Below are 19861 nucleotides of genomic sequence, written 5' to 3' on the forward strand. Positions count from 1 at the left end.
CGATGAGTCATTATCAATACCATGTGTTTTTCTGCCTGAACCAGCGCGAGCCCGGCGAGCGCCAATCGTGCAATAGCTGCGGCGCCGATCAACTTTGGGCCTACGCCAAAGAGCGTGTTAAAGCGCTTAAACTCAATGGCGACGGCAAAGTGCGGATCAACAAAGCCGGCTGCCTTGAGCGCTGCGAAGAAGGTCCGGTCATCGTGATTTATCCCGAAGAAACTTGGTATACCTATATCGATAAAGACGACATTGACGAAATCGTCAACGAGCATTTATTGCATGGCCGTATTGTTGAGCGACTACTGATCCCGCCGCGCAGCCAAACTGCCGAGTAATGGGCTACGGTGAAGGCATGCGGCACGCGGCCTTCACCCTTTGCCGTCATCATTTGATCGACGCTGCAATTGAAATCGACTTTAGCGGCAAAACAATCCCACTCTGCCAACAATCAGTAAAAATAATTGATGTATCTACCTCAAGACCAAACTCAATAAGCACCCAATGACGATACCCCGTAAAGCACCCAGTTTCGAACCCATCAATATCGCTGGCCCAGCCGGTCGCCTTGAATGTTTACGCCTTGATGCCGCCACCGAAACGCCAATTGGCATCGTCTTGGTGGCGCACCCCAACCCCACCGAAGGCGGCACCTTTAATAATAAAATCGTGCACACGTTGGCCAAAACACTGTCGCGACTAGGATATATTGCCTACTGCCCAAATTTACGTGGTGTTGGTGAGTCCGAAGGCAGTCATAGCTACGGTGAGTTTGAACCGGACGATATGGCCGCTGTGCTGGCTTTTGCCCGCAGCCAGCACCCTGAATTAAAGCGCATTACCTTGGCAGGATTTTCATTTGGCACGTATGTGCAAAGCTGCTTACGCGCGCGCCTCGGTGACGACGAAATCGAAGGAATGATTTTGATTGGCCCAGCAGTCAGCCGCTACGCCTTCCCCAATGTGCCCAAAGGCAGTTTAGTGATTCATGGCGAGCAAGATGAAGTCATTTCGCTCGAAGCGGTATTGAACTGGGCTCGCCCGCAGCAACTACCCATTATCGTTGCGCCGGGTGTTGGGCATTTTTTCCATGGCCGCCTCACGCAACTGGCCGACTTAGTCCACGCAGCCTGGCGTTAGGCCGTATGCTGTTACCCGCGGAATTTTTCTCGAGTTCGCTACTGATTGGCAGCAATCTTGCTGCAATGTGGCTACTCGGGTACGCGGTACGGCATGAAGCTTGGTCGACACTGACTCCGGTTGAAACTCGCAGCTGGCTAATTTACACCATTGCGGTACTGATCAGCTGGCAATGGCAGGCCAGCGTCAATCCGGGCATCAGCTTTCATTTATTAGGTGCCACCTTACTCACGCTTATCGCCGGCCCTTGGCGAGCGCTACTGAGTATGGCGGCATTACTGATCCTCACCGCTGTTTTTTCGCCACACCTGAGCAGCGCCCTTAGCAGCCTTGGCCTAAGCTTTTTACTCACCGCGGTCCTGCCCATCGCCACTACGCAAGGCTTGCTGCAGCTCACGCAGCGCCGATTGCCACATAATTACTTTATTTATATTTTTATTAACGCTTTTGCCGCCGCAGGCTTGAGCATGCTAGTGCATGGCATCAGCCAATGCGTTTTATATGCCTTGCTGGCGATTTACTCTGGCGACTTTCTACTCAATTCAGTACTGCCGGTTTATTTTTTAATGGCTTGGCCAGAGGCGTTTATTACCGGACTCACCATTAGCTTACTGGTGGTGTGGTCTCCCGGCACAGTAAGTAGCTTTAAAGATAGTCAATACCTGCACAAACCGTAATCTTCTGCTAAATTGGTTGCAAGCAAACCAGCAAAAGTACTCGTTGACATGCGCAAAATCCGCACCGATCTGAATTTAATTTTTATTGCCATCGTGACCATTGTGCTCACGCTGTCTGGCGCGCTGTCCTATTACCGAACACAAGCACAGCTAGAACACGAACTCAGTGAATTTAAGCAATCACTCACTATTCAATTACAAAATGTATTGCCCAGCGTGATGTGGAATTTTGATGACCAACAATTGGCCCTCATTTTAAACGCTGAAATGCGCTCTCCCGACATTCAATCGATTGAAGTATTTGGCACAGATGCCTTTCTCACCGGGCGAATTCGCGAAAATGATAAAATCGTGGTACTGAACGCGCCTAAAACGCTGCTTGGCCCAGAAACCGAGAGTGCCGAAATTTATTACGAGAAAAAACCCATCGGTAAAATCGTCGTTACGATTTCACGGCAACGCATCGACCAATTATTACAGCAAATGGTGATAGAAAAAGCCCTAGAAATCATCCTACTTGATGCGCTGTTAATGCTGACACTCACGATGGTATTGCAGTACTTTGTGATCAATCCATTATCCTTACTCGGCAAAAAACTCAGCCAAGCCGCAGATTCAGATAAAGACTTAGAAACCATCGCTCTACCCAACAATCCTTACAAAGACTTTTCTGATCTAACTGATGGATTTCGCCGTATTATCAAACGACTCAAAGCTGACGTAGCCACCCGCAGCCAAGCCGAGCAAGCAATGCGTGCCGCCAAAGAGGATGCCGAAACGGCACTACACCAACTCAAAGAGGCGCAAACCAGCCTTATTCAATCGGAAAAAATGGCATCTTTAGGGGGCTTAGTCGCAGGCATCGCGCATGAAATCAATACCCCAGTGGGCATTATCTTAACCAGCGCCTCGGTCTTACACGATGATTCGGTGGCATTTTCTGCCAAAGTAGAATCCGGCAATATGAAAAAATCCGAAGTGGTGAGTTATAGCCAAACAGCAGAACAATCTTCGGCACTCATTATTAGCAATGCAGTACGTGCCGCTGAGTTAATCCAAAGCTTTAAGCGCGTCGCCGTCGATCAAACTTCAGAAGCACGCCGTGATTTTGAATTAAGCCAATATCTGCACGAAACCGTTACCAGCATTAGCCCTGCGCTCAAGCATTCGCAAATTGCTATCATGATTGACTGCCCAGATGAAATCGACATGGAAGGCTATCCAGGCGCAATTTCGCAGATCATTAGTAATTTAATTAATAACGCAGCGCTACATGCATTCTCCGGCACACCCAATTCAGGCGACATAAAAAAACAAGTGCATATTATTGCCGAGCAAAACCAGCAAACCGTATCACTGAAAGTCAGTGACAATGGCCACGGCATTGACGACAGCGTCATTGGCAAGATTTTTGATCCCTTTTACACCACGAAACGCGCCAATGGTGGCAGCGGTTTAGGGCTCAATATTGTATTTAATCTAGTCACGCAAACTTTGGGCGGGCATATCAACGTTGAATCCACCGTGGGTAAAGGTACCGTCTTTAATATGACCTTTCCGCATATCGCGCCAAAACACAAAGAAGCCAGTGAAGCATCGGAAACATCGGCTTAATTCACCCCATAAAACCGCTTTGATACCACGCTCAACTTCGTCAAAAACACCAGCGGCATTGGTGAAAGCCGTAATTTTGGGTATGCTTGCGCCTTTTGCAACGAGCCAGAGCCATGACCACCACTCAAACCGGATTGCCCTACGCCCTTCTTGCCTACTGCCGCCCCGGTTTTGAGCCAGAATGCGCTGAAGAGATTGCTGATCGCGCACTCGCCCCAGGTAAATTTGAACGCGGCGATGGCTGGGTGGTATTTACCCCCAGCGAAAAAAATGGCTGCCAAAAAGTATTGCGTGATCTACTCGCGCTAAATTTAATTTTTTCACGCCAAACACTACAAGTTCATCAGCGCCTTAGTTTGGGCAGCAAAGATCGCTTAACGCCGATTGTCGATGCGTTAAAAATCCAAAATACAGTTTTTAGTGATGTTTGGTTAGAGCATCCCGATAGCAACGAAGGTAAATCGCTGTCTGGATTTACGCGTAAATTTGGTGATTACGTCGCCAAAGCCATGACTGCTCACGATTGGCTGCAACCTCAAGCGTCTCGCCAACGTTTGCATTTATTTTTTCCAGCACAAAACGAAGTTATGGTCGCCTCGCGCCCGGTTCGCGCTACCGATTGGCTCAATGGCATTCCACGCTTACGCATGCCGTCTGACGCCCCTAGCCGTTCGACACTTAAAATGCTCGAAGCCATTTTAGTATTGGTCGATGAGCCAGAACGCAAGTTCCGTGAAGGCATGACCGCGGTCGATCTGGGAGCAGCACCGGGCGGCTGGACTTATCAGCTGGTTGCACGGGGCTTAAAAGTGTTTGCCGTCGATAATGGCCCGATGAAAGGCAGTATGGATGGTCACCATCAAGTAAAGCATGTTCGTGACGATGGCTTTAAATACCGCCCGAAAAACCCCGTCGATTGGCTAGTGTGTGACATGGTTGAGCAACCGATTCGCATCGCGGATTTAATTGCCAAATGGGTCGCATCAGGCAACGCACGCCGCGCTATTTTTAATTTGAAACTGCCAATGAAAAAGCGCCATCTCGAAGTTGAGAAATGCTTTGCTTTGATTGATCAAAAATTAAAGAAAGCCGACATCACTTATAAAATCACGGCCAAGCAATTATTTCATGATCGCGAAGAAATCACTTGCTATCTCACCGCAGTGAAAGACTAAACTAAGCAGGCACGCCACAGTTTTATGCCAAAACCATGTGTTCTTACATCAAACTGTGGTACAAATCCTTTTCTTTTTAGGGGCTAGCTTATGTTTAAAGAGTTTCGTGAATTTGCCATGCGTGGCAATGTGATTGATTTGGCGATTGGTGTGGTGATTGGTGCGGCTTTTGGTAAGATTGTCGACTCACTGGTCAAAGATATCATTATGCCGCCGATTGGTTTTTTAATCGGTAAAGTCGACTTCACCAATTTATTTGTCACCTTGGCCGATGGCAAGATTGCGGGTCCCTATGCCACGCTCAAAGCCGCGCAAGACGCTGGTGCGGTTACCATGAATTTAGGGATGTTTTTAAACTCGCTGATTAGTTTTATCGTTGTGGCCTTTGCTATCTTTATGGTGGTTAAAGCCATTAACAAGATTAATCGTAATAAGCCCGCGCCTGAAGCGGCACCAGCCGCAACACCAGAAGACATTGTGCTGTTGCGCGAAATTCGTGACTCGTTAAAAAAATAGGTATTTAAAGCTCGGGGCTGTTGACGTTTGGTTTGCCAGCCGCGTTTGTGCGGCTTTGGGCCTGAGGCAAGGCACGAAGCGTGCAGCGTAGTCATTCTACGCCAGCGCTTTGTAACGCAGCATCAGGCCAAAAGCCGCCAAACCCTGCGGGCTGGGCGCTTTTCGCGGCGACTCTGTGTTGTAGCAAGCTCACATAGAATGACTATGTATCGCTTACTACGCCTTGATTCGCCGCGAAAATCGCTCCAGCGCGGCGGGAAACCAAAAGTCAACAGACCCTAGACCTTATTTACAAAAGCCTAGCGATAAATACCCATCATTAAGAACAACGCTGCAGCGCATCGCTGCAGCGTTTTTTAACGTTCAACGCACAGCGCAACACCCATACCACCGCCAATACACAGCGTTGCCAAACCGCGTTTTGCGTCGCGGCGAACCATTTCATGCAGCAAAGTCACCAACACACGGCAACCTGAAGCACCAACAGGATGCCCCAGCGCAATTGCACCGCCGTTGACATTGACTTTACTCATATCCCATTTCATTTCACGCGCCACGCCTAAAGCTTGCGCTGCAAATGCTTCATTGGCTTCAATCAAGTCAACGCTATCTAAATCCCAACCGGCACGCTTGAGTGCAGTTTGGCTCGCCAAAACCGGCCCCATACCCATAATCGTTGGATCAACGCCAGTGCTAGCCGAAGCACGGATCGCTGCCATTGGCTTTAAGCCCAAAGCATCAGCACGTTCACGCGTCATCAGCATTACCGCAGCTGCGCCGTCGTTAATGCCAGATGCATTGCCCGCAGTGACCGTACCGGCTTTATCAAAAGCGGCACGCAATTTAGCCAAAGAATCGGCCGTAGTCGCCGGTTTAATAAATTCATCTTGATCAAAAATAACCGGATCGCCCTTACGTTGTGGAATGCTCACCGGTAGGATTTCATCGGCAAAACGGCCCGCGGCTTGCGCTGCAGCAGCACGTTGTTGCGAGGTTAACGCCAACGCGTCTTGCTCTTCACGGCTAATTGCGTATTTTTTAGCAATATTTTCCGCGGTTACGCCCATATGGTATTGGTTGTAAACATCGGTCAAACCGTCATACACCATACTATCGATTAAGTTGGCATTGCCCATCCGAAAGCCATCTCGGCTACCGTTCAGTAAATGCGGCGTTGCACTCATATTTTCTTGACCACCAGCGATCACGATTTCACTGTCACCGGCCAAAATCGCTTGCACCGCTAAAGCCACCGCTTTCAAACCAGAGCCGCACACTTGATTAATCGTCAACCCCGGCACTGCATCGGGCAAACCAGCAAGACGCACCGACTGACGCGCAGGATTTTGTCCCAACCCAGCGGTTAATACATTCCCCAAAATCACTTCACTTACTTGCTCAGCAGCCAAACCGGTTTTGGCCAGTAGACCCCGAATCACAGTTGCGCCCAATTCGGGAGCCGACACTTTTGCTAAAGAACCCGAAAAATTGCCTAGCGCAGTGCGATAGGCAGCAACAATAACAACCTCTGTCATAAAAACCTCGTTAATTTAGATTATCTGCAAGTAAGTTTGTAAGGCAATATGCAATAAAAAAGCAAGACGAACCGCCTTGCTCGTTAGAAAAATCAAATTTATACCACACGTGCCTTCACATAACGGCCAGGCGCAGCTTCAATCATTTTATATTGAGTGTTCCCCAATTTTTTAGGCGCGGCGACTTGTGTGCCCGATTGTGGTGCTAACCAAGCAGCCCAATCTTGCCACCAGCTGCCCGGACGAGATTCGGCTTGCTCTAACCACGCATCGGCATCTTGATCGGTATTTTCATTCACCCAATAATTGCGCTTATTGGTAGAAACGGGATTAATCGCACCGGCAATATGCCCTGATGCACCTAACACAAAACGCTTTGGCCCTTGCAAAATACGAGTACTTAAAAAAGCAGAATGCCAAGGCACGATATGATCTTCACGCGCAGCAAAAATATATGCTGGCACTTTAATGGTTGTTAAATCAATCGGTGTGCCACACAGACTAAATGAATTAGGTTTAGTTAAATTATTCTCTAAATACATATTGCGTAAAAAGAAAGTATGCATCGGCAATGATAGATTGGCCGAATCACTGTTCCAGTACAATAAATCAAATGGCGGTGGGTTTTTACCTTTCAAGTAATTGTTCACCACATAATTCCAAATCAAATCATTTGAGCGCAGCGCCGAAAATGTTTTCGCCAATTCTTTACCATCAATCACGCCTTCAACTTGAGACTCTCGCTGACGGATTAAATTCCAATCAATAAAGTGTTTAATTTCACCCGGATCAGTATGATCGAGCATTACGGTCATCAAAGTAATCGACTCAAACCAATCTAGGCCACGTGCTTGCAATACCGGCATCGCCGTGGTCAATAATTCGCCACCAATACAAAATGACAAGGCATTGATTTTTTCAGCTTTACTAATGGCTCGCACCACCTCGGTGGCTTTAATAACGCCCGACTCAATATAATCATCCCATTGCAAATACCCTTGATTGGCTTCAATCGATTTCCAAGACATTAAAAACGTGCTATAGCCTTGGCTCACAATATAAGCCATCATCGAATTAGCCGGTTGCAAATCCATAATGTAGTATTTATTAACGCACGGCGGAATCACCAACAAAGGACGGCTATAAACTTTAGCTGTGGTGGGGGTATATTGGATCAGTTGAAATAATTCATTTTCAAAAATCACTTCACCTGGTGTCATGGCTAAATTTTCACCAATGGCAAATTGACTTTCATCGGTCATGGTAATAGCGCCTTTTTGCATATCCGCCATGAGTTTTTTCATGCCTTCTTGCAAACTTTCACCTTTCGTTTCGAGCGCCAGCTTCATCACTTCTGGATTAGTAAAGGCAAAATTAGCCGGGCTCATGGCATCTAAATACTGCCGAGTAAAAAATGCGGCTTTCTCTTTACTGGCCTCATCGCTATTGGCGGCACCGACCATTTCCAGCAACCATTTAGACGTTACTAAGTAATTTTGGCGGATATAGTCAAATAATGGCGCATCCCATTCTGGCGAATTAAAGCGACGATCATTTTTTTCCAGTTCCGCGACCTTAGCTACCGGCTTAGCGCCAATTAAACCCAGCCATAAATCAAGCTGTTGTTGATAAAACTGTGATTGCGTGCCCAACCATGCGCTATGCACTGGGCTCATTTTTTGCGCCAAATCATTCATCGCATGCATCGGATCAATCGTCTCGGCATTCGGCTGCGAATTCACCCAGTTTTGGGTCCACTGGCGATGTGCTTCAGTAATTTGCTGAAAAAAAGTGTCCATAGCGGGGTTATTTAACACAGTGTATTGCTCCGAATTTATTCTGCAGATTAATTGACACGGTCTATTTTATTGCAATGCAACATTATCGTAGTCTAACAAAGTTTGCAAGCTTTGCTACTCCTCAGTTGTTGCTTTGAAAAAACACGACTACTACTTGATTTAACATGACATTTTTCATTCTATTCAGTAAAATAAATTACCGATTACTAATGCACAACCCGAATAGGTTGGGGAAGATTGATGTCTAAGCTTATAAAATCATTATGTGTGCTGATTAGTGCCAGTGTAATTGCCTACACCCCGCTTGCTCATAGCGCAGAAAAAACCAAAGAAACCCCTTCGAGCAGCGCAAAAAAGACCACAAAAAAAACCACCGCTAGCACCCAAAAAAAACCATCAAAAACAACAGCTTCTAACAAAAAAACCACCAAAACCAACAGCGCTAAATCTAATAAAACGAACAAATCCAAAGTCACCTACACCAGTCGCAAATCCAATGTTTCAAAATTAGCGATTGCCAATGCGCGGCAAGATGTTCAAGTCACCCGCACCATTGCCGCACGTATGGATGCCGATAATCCTGGCGTTCAATCCAGTGGTGTACTGGTATTAAATCAGCAATCTGGTGAAGTGTTGTACGAAAAAAACGCCGATAGCATCATTCCTATCGCCTCTATTACCAAATTAATGACAGCAATGGTCGTGCTTGATGCGCGTTTACCACTCAATGAATTAATTAGTATTACCGAAGCGGACATCGATACGCTCAAAAATACCACATCACGACTCTCGGTAGGCACCACACTGACCCGTGGCGAAATGCTGTTATTAGCACTAATGTCATCAGAAAATCGTGCCGCATCGACACTGAGCCATCACTTCCCTGGTGGCAAAGATGCATTTATTCGCAAAATGAATGAAAAAGCCCAGCAGTTGGGTATGCGCAACTCGCGCTTTTATGACTCAACCGGCCTGACACCAAGCAATGTGTCTTCGGCGCGGGAATTGGCCTTAATGGTTAAAGCCGCGCAGCGTTATCCTGAAATTCATCAATTTTCAACCTCCAGCGAATACACCTTTGTTTCCAATAAAAATGGCAGCATGATGACTTTTCGCAACACCAACCCTTTAGTTAAAGATAGCGATTGGGATATTGGCGTTTCTAAAACTGGGTTTATTAATGAAGCGGGCCGCTGCATTGTGATGCAGGCTATGATTAATGGTAAACCCGTGGTGATTGTACTGATGGATTCGAGTGGTAAATACACCCGAATTGGCGATGCCCAGCGTATTCGTAAATGGATTGAAACCAGCCCGTTGGCCAAATTACGCGCGGGATAATTTAAATTTTTAAAATAAAAAGCACCAATTTATATTGGTGCTTTTTATTTTGTAACGCAAAAATAGATCTAGCGGCTCAAAGCTAACGCCCAATTATTTTTGCTTTAGTGGGCAAGAATTAAAGCCAAAGAGTCGATACAAAGGACAATACCTAAATATCCCCGTCGCCAAAGGCACAACGCCAATCCAACCCCACACACCGATCCAGCCCAATAGTGTCGCCAAAATTAATACGCCACCAACAAGCACCCGCAGAGTACGATCCAAACCACCGACATTCATGATTCTTCTCCTTCAGTTTATAAAAACTGCTGCAACCACGCCTTAAACTGTCCGGCCGATAAAGCACCAGACACTCGCTCAAGTTCAGTTCCACCTTCTGTTACCAACAGCGTCGGAATACTGCGTACACGATATTGCTGCCCCAGTGCGGGATACGCTTCGGTATTGACCTTCACAAACAATAACTGCCCCGCCATCGCTGCCGCACTAGCGGCAAAAGTAGGCCCAAAACTCTGGCAAGGTCCGCACCACGGCGCCCAAAAATCAATCACCACTGGCCAAGGACTGTGTTTTAAAAGAAGGCTTAAATTGTCACTGCTTGCCGAAATTGGCGCACCGGACAACAAAGGCTGATGACAAGCGCCGCACTGTGGCTGCTCACTCAACCGCGCAACGGGCAGTTTATTTTGAGTTTGGCAATGTGGGCACGCTAGGATGAGGCTCATTTTGATTCCCTAAATCATATTCAACGGTATTTTTAAAAATTGTCGTCCCTGCTCATCTGCTGGCGGCAAATGCCCAGCGCGAATATTGACCTGAATTGAAGGCAAAATTAAATTGGGCACTGCCAACGTGGCATCACGCGCTTGACGTAGTGCGACAAACTCATCACGAGTACAGGACAATGGCAGATGAATATTGTGCGCTTTTTGTTCCGCAATACTGCTTTGCCACTGATATTGCTCACGTTCTGCAGGCAGGTAATCATGACAAACAAACACGCGCGTCGCATCAGGCAATTGATACAATTTTTGCACCGAATCGTAGAGCGTTGCCGCGTCACCACCCGGAAAATCACAGCGCGCGGTACCCACGTCGGGCATAAAAATGGTATCCCCCACAAATACCGCATCGCCGATTAAGTAAGCCATATCTGCAGGGGTATGCCCCGGCACAAACACGGCTTTAGCGCTTAGATGACCAATACGCCACTCTTCATCGGCAGCAAATAAATAATCAAATTGCCGACCATCGGTCACAAACTCCGGCTCGAAACCAAAAATCGGTTTAAATATTTGCTGAACCTTTTCAATACCCTGGCCGATGGCGATTTTGCCGCCCAACTGCTGTTGCAACCAAACTGCTGCAGATAAATGATCGGCATGCGCATGCGTTTCCAAAATCCAATCAACCGTGAGGTCCAGCGACTGAACGGCAGAGACAATCTTTTGCGCCTGAGTGCTCGCCGTTCTTCCCGATTTAGCATCAAAATCGAGCACCGGATCAATCACCGCCGCATGTCCACCGGCCACATCGTAGACCAGATAGCTCAATGTAAAACTGTTCGGATCAAAAAAAGGTAAAACCTGCGCCAATGATTGCGACATAGCCACGCCCCAATAAAATTTATTTACATATAATATTATTTTATATATCATAAAGTCAAACAATATTCCTCGCGTGACACAATGGACCCACAAGCAATGAATGCCATGCGCCTTGCCGCCCATCAAGCAACGCAAACTTTAAAAATCATGGGCAATGTAGATCGGCTCTTATTACTGTGCCAAATGGGTACCGGAGAGAAATGCGTCTCTGATTTTGAAGAGCTACTCGACATACGCCAGCCGACTTTATCGCAGCAACTGACCGTACTGCGTAATGCGGGGCTGGTAAATACACGCCGCGACGGCAAACGAATTTATTACTCGCTGGCCAGTGACGAAGTTCGGCATTTAATCAGCGTTTTGTACGAGCTGTATTGTCCTATCGACCTCAGTAGCAACACTTCGGAGCAATTGCATGCAGATTGATTATGCAAATTTTACCCCGCTGGCTTCATTCGCTGGCGGCGCCTTGATTGGTTTATCAGCAGGGCTGCTCATTTTACTCGCTGGCAAAATCGCTGGTATTGCGGGTATTTTGGGCGGTTTAGTGAACCATTCGCCAGATCGCACTTGGCGCGCCTTATTTGTGCTGGGTCTACTGATTTCGCCTTGGATTTGGCAAATATTTGCCCCACTACCGTCGTTGACGATGGTGAGCTCAATCCCAGGCCTCATCATGGCCGGATTACTGGTCGGCATCGGCACCCGATATGCCAATGGTTGCACTAGCGGCCATGGTATTTGTGGACTATCACGGTTTTCATTGCGCTCATTGATTGCGGTGCTGGCCTTTATGAGTAGCGGCTTTGTGAGCGTTTACCTGATCAAACACATTCTTTAGGCATTAAAGATGAAATTAAATGTAATCGGCCTGCTTACTGGCCTTATTTTTGGATTGGGCCTGTTATTGGCTGGCATGGCCAGCCCAGCAAAAGTACAGGGTTTTCTCGATATTACCGGGCTATGGGACCCAAGTTTGGCCTTCGTCATGGCGGGCGGCATTAGCGTAGCGGTGATTTTTTTTACGCTAGCCAAAAAACGTCAAACCACCCTCGTCACGCATGAGGCAATGAAATTACCCAATAACCAAACCATTGATGCTCGACTGATACTTGGCAGCGTCGCTTTTGGCGCCGGCTGGGGCATAGCCGGCATTTGCCCCGGCCCCGCCTTGGTGGCCGTCGGCGCAGGCTCAATCGGCGGGATAATTTTCTTTGCGGCCATGTGGGCGGGCATGCTGCTGTTTGATCGGCTGCAAGCGAGATGAAATTACCCATCTTGCAGTGGCTACCCAATTATCGCCGTGAGTTAGCTTACGGCGATTTTGGCGCCAGCATTATTGTGGCTTTACTACTGATCCCGCAAGGTTTGGCCTATGCGCAACTCGCCGGTTTACCCGCGCTAGCGGGTATTTATGCCAGCATTGCCCCCGTCTTGATCTATGCCTTATTGGGCAGCAGCATGACCCAATCAGTAGGGCCAATGGCGATCACTTCCGCAATGGCGGCCACTGCGCTGCTCCCACTCGCGCCAGCCGGCAGCGCCAGTTATATCGCGCTGGCCAGCACTTTAACCTTAATTTCGGGTTTATTTATGCTGTCTTTTGGCAGCTTTAAACTTGGCAAACTCACGCGGATTTTATCGATTCCGGTGATTCAAGGCTTTAGTGCGGGGACGGCACTATTGATTGCGCTGACACAAATTGGCGCCTTACTGAGCGTTTCATGGCACAGCAGCAATCTCATTGACTGGCTGATTGCCGCACCAGCGGCATTACAACAACTCAGCGTAATCCCGACATTATTTGGCCTGATGGGTTTGGCCTTATTGTGGGCCAGTGGAACCCCAACGATTTCATTACTGCAACGCTGGGGAATAAGCTTCAAAATAGCGCAACTGATTAGCCGAGTTTTACCTTTGTTTGTGCTTATTTTGGCGGGTTTAGTATTGCAATTTGGCCTATCTGATCAGCCCCAAATTCATATTATTGGTACGCTACCAAGCGCTGGTTTTAGCACCGTTGCCCCACAAATCACACTCAATGCGCTGGAACAGCTTTGGCTGCCCGCGCTGTTAATTGGTTTAGCTGGATTTTTACAAAGCATCACCATCGCACAAACCATTGCCGCTGAGCGCAATGAGAAAATCTCAGTCGATCAAGAATTTATCGCCCTCGGTGGCGGCAATATTGCGGCGGCGTTTGTCGGCGGCATGCCCGTGAGCGGTGGGTTTTCTCGCACTGCGGTCAATGCCAGCGCAGGGGCCCACACGCCACTGGCCGGTGTAATGACCGCCATTTGGATGTTATTGGGCCTGTTTTTTCTTAAAGACGTGATCGCCCTCTTACCGCTGCCTTTATTGGCAGCGACTATTGTCTTAGCCACATTGCGTATGCTCAGCCCAGCCTCTTTACGCGCTGCATGGCGAATTGATCGCCGCGATGGTGCGGCATGGCTACTGACTTTTTGCTGCGTTCTACTGGTTGGCCCCATCAATGGCATCGCCATTGGCGTGGGCGTTTCTTTATTGCTGTTTATTTTACGCACCAGCAAGCCGCATCTGGCGGTGATTGGTCGCATTGCGGGCAGCGAGCACTTTCGTAATACACGTTTTTTTAAAGTGGAAATGCCCGCAAAGATTGTGGCGATTCGAATTGATGAGAGTCTGTACTTTGGTAATTGCAATCAAGTCGTTGAGCAATGTGAGCGCTATTTATTGGATTACCCACGCGCTAAAGATTTAATTTTGGTGTTATCGGCGGTCAATTCAGTCGATGTGAGCGCAATCGAAGCTTTGCGAGATTTTCGTAAGGCCTTGGCACAAAAAGGCATCACCCTGCATCTAGCCGAAGTTAAACGTCAGGTACAAAACACCTTGCAACACAGCGCATTGCTGAAGGAACTAGCCCGACCGATTTTCCTCTCCACCCACATCGCCGTCAAAACGCTGAGCGAGCCCGCAGAGGAAGATTTCAGTATTTAATTGAGGGTTTATTCAAACAAGATGCGAATGGCATTCTGTGGCTGTGGCATGACATCAACAGCCAGTCAGATGTCTAAGCATTAATTAAGGCAATGTTCAGATTTGGTATGGATGCTTTGCCGCGCTCATCGAGCAGGGGCTTAAAAACCCGTCTAAGCGCACCGAGTGAGTCAGAGACAAACAGCTATATTGTTTGGCTCACGACGATCGAGGGCACAGCGGAGCTGGGCGTGATCAAAAGCGCCTTTCTTTCCCCCTCTTTCTTTGGCGAGTCAAAGAAAGAGGGGTGACACTGACTGCGACTGTAATTAACCGTGCCGCAGGCACTTAAAACCATCAACACGTAATGGGAACATTGCCATTATTAATTGGGTATTTAACTGCAGGACAAGCCAATAAAACCCCATAGAGAGATACCCAGTAATTCCAATAGGCCAAACAAAAAAGCCGTTCAAATACTGAACGGCTTTTTTGTACTTAGCATCGACAACTTACCATCGAGACTAGAGCTTAAATCCAGACACAATGGTTTTTAGATGTAAGGCCATTTGCTCCAGATCTTTCACCGACGCCCCCACTTCAGACATTGCATCACTATTGCGTTGCGACATATTGCTGATGGTTTCGATGTTTTGCGCGATGTCGGTACTGGCCGCCGCTTGTTCACGCGTGGCATTGGCAATGTCGCCAATATTGACCAGCATCTGCTCTGTACCAGCTCGAACCGTATTCATTGATTCGGCAGCTTGGCGCGACAACTGCACGCTCGCCCCCACCTGCTGCTGGGTCACTTGCATATGATCGCCCGCTTTATGGATCTCGCCTTGAATCGTGTTCACGATTTTAGAAATCTCAATCGTTGCTTCGCCCGAGCGCCCTGCTAGTTTTCGCACTTCATCGGCCACCACCGCAAAGCCGCGCCCCATATCCCCAGCGCGAGCCGCTTCAATCGCTGCGTTCAGTGCCAGTAAATTGGTTTGATCGGCAATTTCTTTAATCGTTTGTACAATCTGATTCACTTGCAAAGACTGTGTATTCAAGCTTTGCATCGACGCCACTAAGTGCGCCATTGTTTCGTGAATTTGCGCGATTTCTTTCGCTACTTCGTCAACTTTAAACTGACTGGCCGAGGTTTCTTTACCGGTCTCACGTGCTGTTTGTTCAAAATCATGCGCTGAATCGGCAATGTGCTGAATACTAACAGTGACTTCCTCGACGCTTGCAGCGGTTGAGGTAGCCGCTTCAGCCTGATGAATTGACGAGGTTTTCACCGTTTCAGCCGGCCCCGCCAATTGCTGGCTGGCATGGCTCACTGCTTCACTTTGCGAGCGAACATCTAAAAACATCCCGCGCAGCGTAACGACAAATTGGTTAAACGCTTGCGCAGTACGGCCAATTTCATCTTGGCCATGAATCGGCAATTGCCGTGTTAAATCGCCCTGACCGCTGGAGACTTCTTCCATCGCCACGGCTAAACGACGCAGTGGGGCAATCAAGACATTAAGCACCACGCTCAATACCGCAACAATCAAAATAATGGCAATCAAGCCCACCACGATCGCCCAATTACGCACCGAAACTGCTTCGGCCACCACCACCGACTCAGGTACGACCACACCCACAGACCATGGTTGCTGGCTATTGCCCATTTTGATCGGCTGATATTCATACAACAAACCATCACGTTCAAAATGCACCGCTTTACCGGCACGTAAATCGGTCATAAATCCAGCCGGAAAATCAGCCTCGTTGAGTTTTTTACCGGCGTTTGCCGCGTCTGGCGCAACCACATACAGGCCCGCGTTTGAAATCAAACTCACATGCCCCACACCAAAAGGCTTGGCTTGACCGATGCTGGCCTGCAAAGAGGCCAAAGGCAAATCAACGGCGGCAACGCCTAAAAATTGTCCGGCGGCATTTTTAATCGCCACCACCAAGGAAGACAGCAACACTTGCTGGCCATTTACATCGTACGACGTTGGCTCAGTCACCGTGTCTTGCTGGCGCTGCTTAGGAACATAATAAAAGTCACCCCAACCGGCACTTTCATATGGCGCGGTATATTGCTGGGGGTTATTTCGGAATGGCTCAGCGGCAGCTTTTTGTGTCGAGCCCAATAATGTGTCTTGAATAATCTTGCCTTCACTACGAACAATATAGGGGGTATATCGTCCTGTAGGATCATGCTTGGGCCAGTCTTGCCGATACCCATCATCTTTACCATCTAGCGCATTGGGCTCCCACACCATATACAAACCGGAAGCCAAGGGCTGCGAGGCCAACATACTCATCATAACGTTATCGAGTACTTTACGCTCAGGAACACCAGTCGCTTGCATCCCGGTCATTGCCAGCGCTAAATTGATGGGCAATTGATATGCGGCAGTAAACTGACCTTCAACTTGATCAGCATAAGCACGCGCTTGTTCTTGCAACCGCAATAAGCCTTGCGCCTTAGCCGATTGATACGCATTGCTGGCAATAATTAAAATCATCGCCGAAAAACCAATCACAATGGCGACAGTGGTAAACAACAAGATTTTTGTTCTTAAACTCATCCGGCTTAAGTGCAACATTTGAGATCCAGCAAAAAGATTAAATAGTTATATTAATTTTAACTAATACGGCACTATTCACCTAGACAAATCGCCAGCAACAACAAATCGAACACTATTCGGCTTTAAAGTAAATCACGTGCTCGCACTCCACCTCAATACCAATGGCTTCACCAATGGCATGATTGTGATGACTCGGCACCAAAGACAGCACCTTATGCCCTGAAGGTAGTGCCAAAGTGTATAAAAAATGCGCCCCACGAAACACTTTCGAGACCACTTCGGCTTTGAGCGGACTGTGATCAACATGAACAATATCGTCTGGCCGGATTAGCACTTCCATCTCTGCACCAATACCGCATTCAATTGGCACCGTACGGCAAATTTCACCGAGTTCAAACTCAATACAATTGGGTCCACTTAAACGTGCGGGCAGCATCACGCCTTCACCAATAAAATTGGCGACAAAACGATCCGCAGGCTCATGGTAAAGATCATAAGGCGCAGCCCATTGCCGCAATGCCCCGTCGTGCATCACCCCCACGCGATCGGCCATCGCAAAAGCCTCGCGCTGATCATGCGTCACTAAAATCGCGGTGGTACCGCTGGCTTTTAAAATCGCCCTAACCTCTTGGCCTAAACGCTCACGCAATTCAACATCTAGATTTGAAAACGGCTCGTCAAGCAAGAGCAACCGCGGCTTAGGTGCTAATGCGCGTGCCAAAGCCACCCGTTGCTGTTGCCCACCCGACAATTGATGCGGATAGCGATCTTCCACATGGCTTAAACCGACCAATTCCAGCAGTTCAGCGATTTTTTTGGCGTCTTTATTCGGCAAACCAAACGCAATATTGGCCGACACGGTCAGATGCGGAAACAAGGCATAATCTTGAAACACCATGCCGATGCCGCGTTCTTGCACCGGCGTTTGCCCTTGCGCCGAGCCCACTTGCCGTCCAGCCAAAACAATTTGTCCGCCAAGCAAGGATTCAAAGCCTGCAATCGCGCGTAAAACCGTGGTTTTGCCGCAGCCTGAAGCGCCGAGCAAACAGCCAATTTCACCTTCGAGTAGCTCAAACGACAAATCCTCAACGACTTTACGCCCGGCAAACGAAACTGCCAGCGCAGCAACTTGTAGCAATGCCATTATTCACTCTCTGATTTTCTAACCAACAAAATCACTGGCAATAAGCCACTGATTACAATTAATAAACTTGGCAAGGCCGCGTTTTGCCACATGCCTTCAGATGTCATTTCAAACACCCGCACCGCCAAGGTATCCCAGCCAAATGGGCGCGTCATCAAGGTGATCGGCATTTCTTTCATCACATCAACAAACACCATCAACATCGCCGTCAATACGCCACCTTGCAGCAAAGGCAGGTGTAAACGCCATAATAAGCCACGCTCGCTCACACCTAAGGTTCGCGCCGCGTCTTCTTGATTACGACTAATCCTTTGCATGGCACTATCAATCGGCTGAAAGCCCACCGCCATAAAGCGCGCCGCCAAAGCCAGCAGCATCACCGCGACTGAACCTTTTAAAATCTGAAACGTGGTAAAGCCCAAAGCATGGGCAATGGGCAGCAATTGGTTGTCTAACCACGCAATCGGTATAAACACGCCAACGGCCAGCACCGTCCCCGGCACGGCATAGCCCACGGTAGCGATTCGTACCAAGGCTGAGGTGATTTTTGCGGGGTAGCGGCGCTGCACATACACCATCAGCAATGCCAACACAGTAACAATCAACGCAGCCAGTAAAGAGATGCCAATCGAGCGCAAAATAAACCCCGGATAGCGTGAATCAAAATCCTCACGCCAAACCTCGGCACACCAAACCAGCAATTGCGCCATCGGAATTAAAAACGCCAGCAACAACACCAAGGTACAAGCCACGGTGGCCCAACGACCTTGCGACGGCGTCAAAATAATCCGCTCCCGCGCCACAATGCGGCCATGATACCGGCGAGCACCCCGCCCCCAACGCTCAAGCCCGAGCATCAGCAGCACCAACAACACCAGTAAAGACGCTAATTGCGACGCGGCAGTCAGATTAAATAATGAAAACCACGATTTATAAATTGCGGTGGTAAAGGTATCAAAATTAAAAATCGACACAGTACCAAAGTCAGCCAGTGTTTCCATCAGCGCCAACGTCACACCGGCAATGAGCCAAGGGCGCGCCATGGGCAAAGCCACAGCAAAAAACGCCCGAGGTCGTGACATGCCCAACATCTGCGCCGCCTCGAGTGCGCGCTTACCTTGGGTTAAAAATGCATTTCTGGCGAGCAAATACACATAAGGATAAAACGCCAATGACATCACCAAAATCACGCCACCGGTACTGCGAATGCGCGGAAACCACGCTGATGAGCCCGTCCATTCACGCAATAGCGTTTGCACTGGCCCTGTAAAATCTAAAAATCCCACCATCACAAAAGCCAGTACATAGGCTGGCATGGCCAAAGGCAGCATTAAAGCCCAAGCAAAGAATTTTCTTCCAGGGAACTGGCATACGGCGGTGAGCCAAGCGAGCGGCACCCCTAAGAACAATACCCCCACCCCCACCCCCACGATTAAGATCAGGGTATTTTTGAGTACATCCGGCAGCACATATTCAGATAAATGTTGCCAAATTTCAGGCTCGGGATGCAAAAAAGAGCCCATAACCACCAACAGCGGAATCAGTGTCAGCAAGGCTATTGGCAATAGCAATACCGCACCGCGTGGAGACATCAAGCGCATAAAGATCCAAAAATATGAAAAAGGCAGCCGATTAACGGCTGCCTATCGATTGTAATCGGGCGCGAGCGATATGCCACGTTTTGATTACAATAAAATGATAGCGAAGTACGACATCCCAATTTTATCAAAAAACATCAAAACACACTAAAACGAAAACCACATCGTGTTT

The 19861-nt window shown here is 48.2% G+C and carries 19 protein-coding genes; 11 read left to right on the forward strand and 8 right to left on the reverse strand.

The window, feature by feature from the left end; translation table 11 throughout:
• The first annotated feature begins 2 nt into the window (after nt 1-2).
• The 6 genes from HQN60_RS14675 (at nt 3) to mscL (ending at nt 5122) form a co-directional block, all read left to right on the forward strand.
• Nucleotides 3-338 (forward strand): (2Fe-2S) ferredoxin domain-containing protein, encoded by a 336-nt coding sequence (locus HQN60_RS14675; protein ID WP_173534366.1) that lies wholly within the window; start codon nt 3-5, stop codon nt 336-338.
• 166 nt (nt 339-504) lie between these two features.
• Entirely contained in the window at nt 505-1140 is a 636-nt protein-coding gene (locus HQN60_RS14680) for an alpha/beta hydrolase (RefSeq protein ID WP_173534367.1), read from the forward strand.
• Nucleotides 1141-1145: 5 nt separating this feature from the next.
• On the forward strand, nt 1146-1817 hold the full coding sequence (locus HQN60_RS14685; RefSeq protein WP_173534368.1) for an energy-coupling factor ABC transporter permease: 672 nt from the start codon (nt 1146-1148) through the stop codon (nt 1815-1817).
• A 48-nt stretch (nt 1818-1865) separates the two neighbouring features.
• Entirely contained in the window at nt 1866-3431 is a 1566-nt protein-coding gene (locus HQN60_RS14690) for a sensor histidine kinase (RefSeq protein ID WP_173534369.1), read from the forward strand.
• Nucleotides 3432-3544: 113 nt separating this feature from the next.
• Nucleotides 3545-4606: a 23S rRNA (cytidine(2498)-2'-O)-methyltransferase RlmM gene (gene rlmM / locus HQN60_RS14695; protein ID WP_173534370.1), complete on the forward strand. Its 1062-nt coding sequence runs from the start codon at nt 3545-3547 to the stop codon at nt 4604-4606.
• 90 nt (nt 4607-4696) lie between these two features.
• The gene (mscL, locus tag HQN60_RS14700; protein WP_173534371.1) at nt 4697-5122 is read left to right on the forward strand and encodes a large conductance mechanosensitive channel protein MscL; all 426 of its coding nucleotides are present in this window, start codon (nt 4697-4699) and stop codon (nt 5120-5122) included.
• Nucleotides 5123-5478: 356 nt separating this feature from the next.
• On the opposite strand, the gene HQN60_RS14705 is transcribed toward mscL, so the two are convergent.
• Both HQN60_RS14705 and HQN60_RS14710 read right to left on the reverse strand, forming a co-directional pair.
• Entirely contained in the window at nt 5479-6657 is a 1179-nt protein-coding gene (locus tag HQN60_RS14705; protein WP_173534372.1) for an acetyl-CoA C-acetyltransferase, read from the reverse strand.
• Between the two features lie 98 nt (nt 6658-6755).
• A complete protein-coding gene (locus HQN60_RS14710) occupies nt 6756-8456 on the reverse strand; it encodes a PHA/PHB synthase family protein (RefSeq protein WP_173534373.1) in 1701 nt (566 codons plus the stop codon).
• A gap of 240 nt (nt 8457-8696) precedes the next feature.
• Here HQN60_RS14710 and pbpG point away from each other — a divergent pair, with 240 nt between their 5' ends.
• Nucleotides 8697-9797: a D-alanyl-D-alanine endopeptidase gene (gene pbpG / locus HQN60_RS14715; protein ID WP_173534374.1), complete on the forward strand. Its 1101-nt coding sequence runs from the start codon at nt 8697-8699 to the stop codon at nt 9795-9797.
• A gap of 93 nt (nt 9798-9890) precedes the next feature.
• Here the strand turns inward: pbpG and HQN60_RS14720 are convergent, their stop codons facing one another.
• Genes HQN60_RS14720 through HQN60_RS14730 form a run of 3 tightly spaced genes read right to left on the reverse strand, consistent with a single transcriptional unit; the run spans nt 9891 to nt 11407 of the window.
• A complete protein-coding gene (locus HQN60_RS14720) occupies nt 9891-10079 on the reverse strand; it encodes a YgaP family membrane protein (RefSeq protein ID WP_173534375.1) in 189 nt (62 codons plus the stop codon).
• Nucleotides 10080-10096: 17 nt separating this feature from the next.
• The gene (trxC, locus tag HQN60_RS14725) at nt 10097-10525 is read right to left on the reverse strand and encodes a thioredoxin TrxC (protein WP_173534376.1); all 429 of its coding nucleotides are present in this window, start codon (nt 10523-10525) and stop codon (nt 10097-10099) included.
• Nucleotides 10526-10534: 9 nt separating this feature from the next.
• Entirely contained in the window at nt 10535-11407 is an 873-nt protein-coding gene (locus tag HQN60_RS14730) for an MBL fold metallo-hydrolase (RefSeq protein WP_173534377.1), read from the reverse strand.
• Nucleotides 11408-11488: 81 nt separating this feature from the next.
• Between HQN60_RS14730 and HQN60_RS14735 the strand changes: the two genes are divergently transcribed.
• The 4 genes from HQN60_RS14735 to HQN60_RS14750 are packed head-to-tail and all read left to right on the forward strand — an operon-like array spanning nt 11489 to nt 14389.
• Nucleotides 11489-11833: an ArsR/SmtB family transcription factor gene (locus HQN60_RS14735; RefSeq protein WP_217390149.1), complete on the forward strand. Its 345-nt coding sequence runs from the start codon at nt 11489-11491 to the stop codon at nt 11831-11833.
• A complete protein-coding gene (locus HQN60_RS14740) occupies nt 11823-12248 on the forward strand; it encodes a YeeE/YedE family protein (RefSeq protein WP_173534378.1) in 426 nt (141 codons plus the stop codon). Before HQN60_RS14735 ends, HQN60_RS14740 begins: the two co-directional genes overlap by 11 nt.
• A 9-nt stretch (nt 12249-12257) precedes the next feature.
• Nucleotides 12258-12674, forward strand: a complete 417-nt coding sequence (locus HQN60_RS14745; protein WP_173534379.1) for a DUF6691 family protein — start codon at nt 12258-12260, stop codon at nt 12672-12674.
• Nucleotides 12671-14389, forward strand: a complete 1719-nt coding sequence (locus tag HQN60_RS14750) for a SulP family inorganic anion transporter (protein WP_173534380.1) — start codon at nt 12671-12673, stop codon at nt 14387-14389. The genes HQN60_RS14745 and HQN60_RS14750 overlap by 4 nt, the downstream gene beginning before the upstream one ends.
• A 503-nt stretch (nt 14390-14892) precedes the next feature.
• Here HQN60_RS14750 and HQN60_RS14755 read toward each other — a convergent pair.
• From HQN60_RS14755 to HQN60_RS14765, 3 genes are all read right to left on the reverse strand, one after another.
• Nucleotides 14893-16965 (reverse strand): methyl-accepting chemotaxis protein, encoded by a 2073-nt coding sequence (locus tag HQN60_RS14755; RefSeq protein ID WP_173534381.1) that lies wholly within the window; start codon nt 16963-16965, stop codon nt 14893-14895.
• Nucleotides 16966-17059: 94 nt separating this feature from the next.
• Nucleotides 17060-18091: an ABC transporter ATP-binding protein gene (locus HQN60_RS14760; protein ID WP_173534382.1), complete on the reverse strand. Its 1032-nt coding sequence runs from the start codon at nt 18089-18091 to the stop codon at nt 17060-17062.
• Nucleotides 18091-19692 carry an ABC transporter permease gene (locus HQN60_RS14765; RefSeq protein WP_173534383.1) on the reverse strand — a complete coding sequence of 534 codons (1602 nt, stop codon included), beginning with the start codon at nt 19690-19692 and terminating at the stop codon, nt 18091-18093. The genes HQN60_RS14760 and HQN60_RS14765 overlap by 1 nt, the downstream gene beginning before the upstream one ends.
• Between the last annotated feature and the right edge of the window lie 169 nt (nt 19693-19861).

This window comes from Deefgea piscis (assembly GCF_013284055.1).
Lineage (GTDB): Bacteria > Pseudomonadota > Gammaproteobacteria > Burkholderiales > Chitinibacteraceae > Deefgea > Deefgea piscis.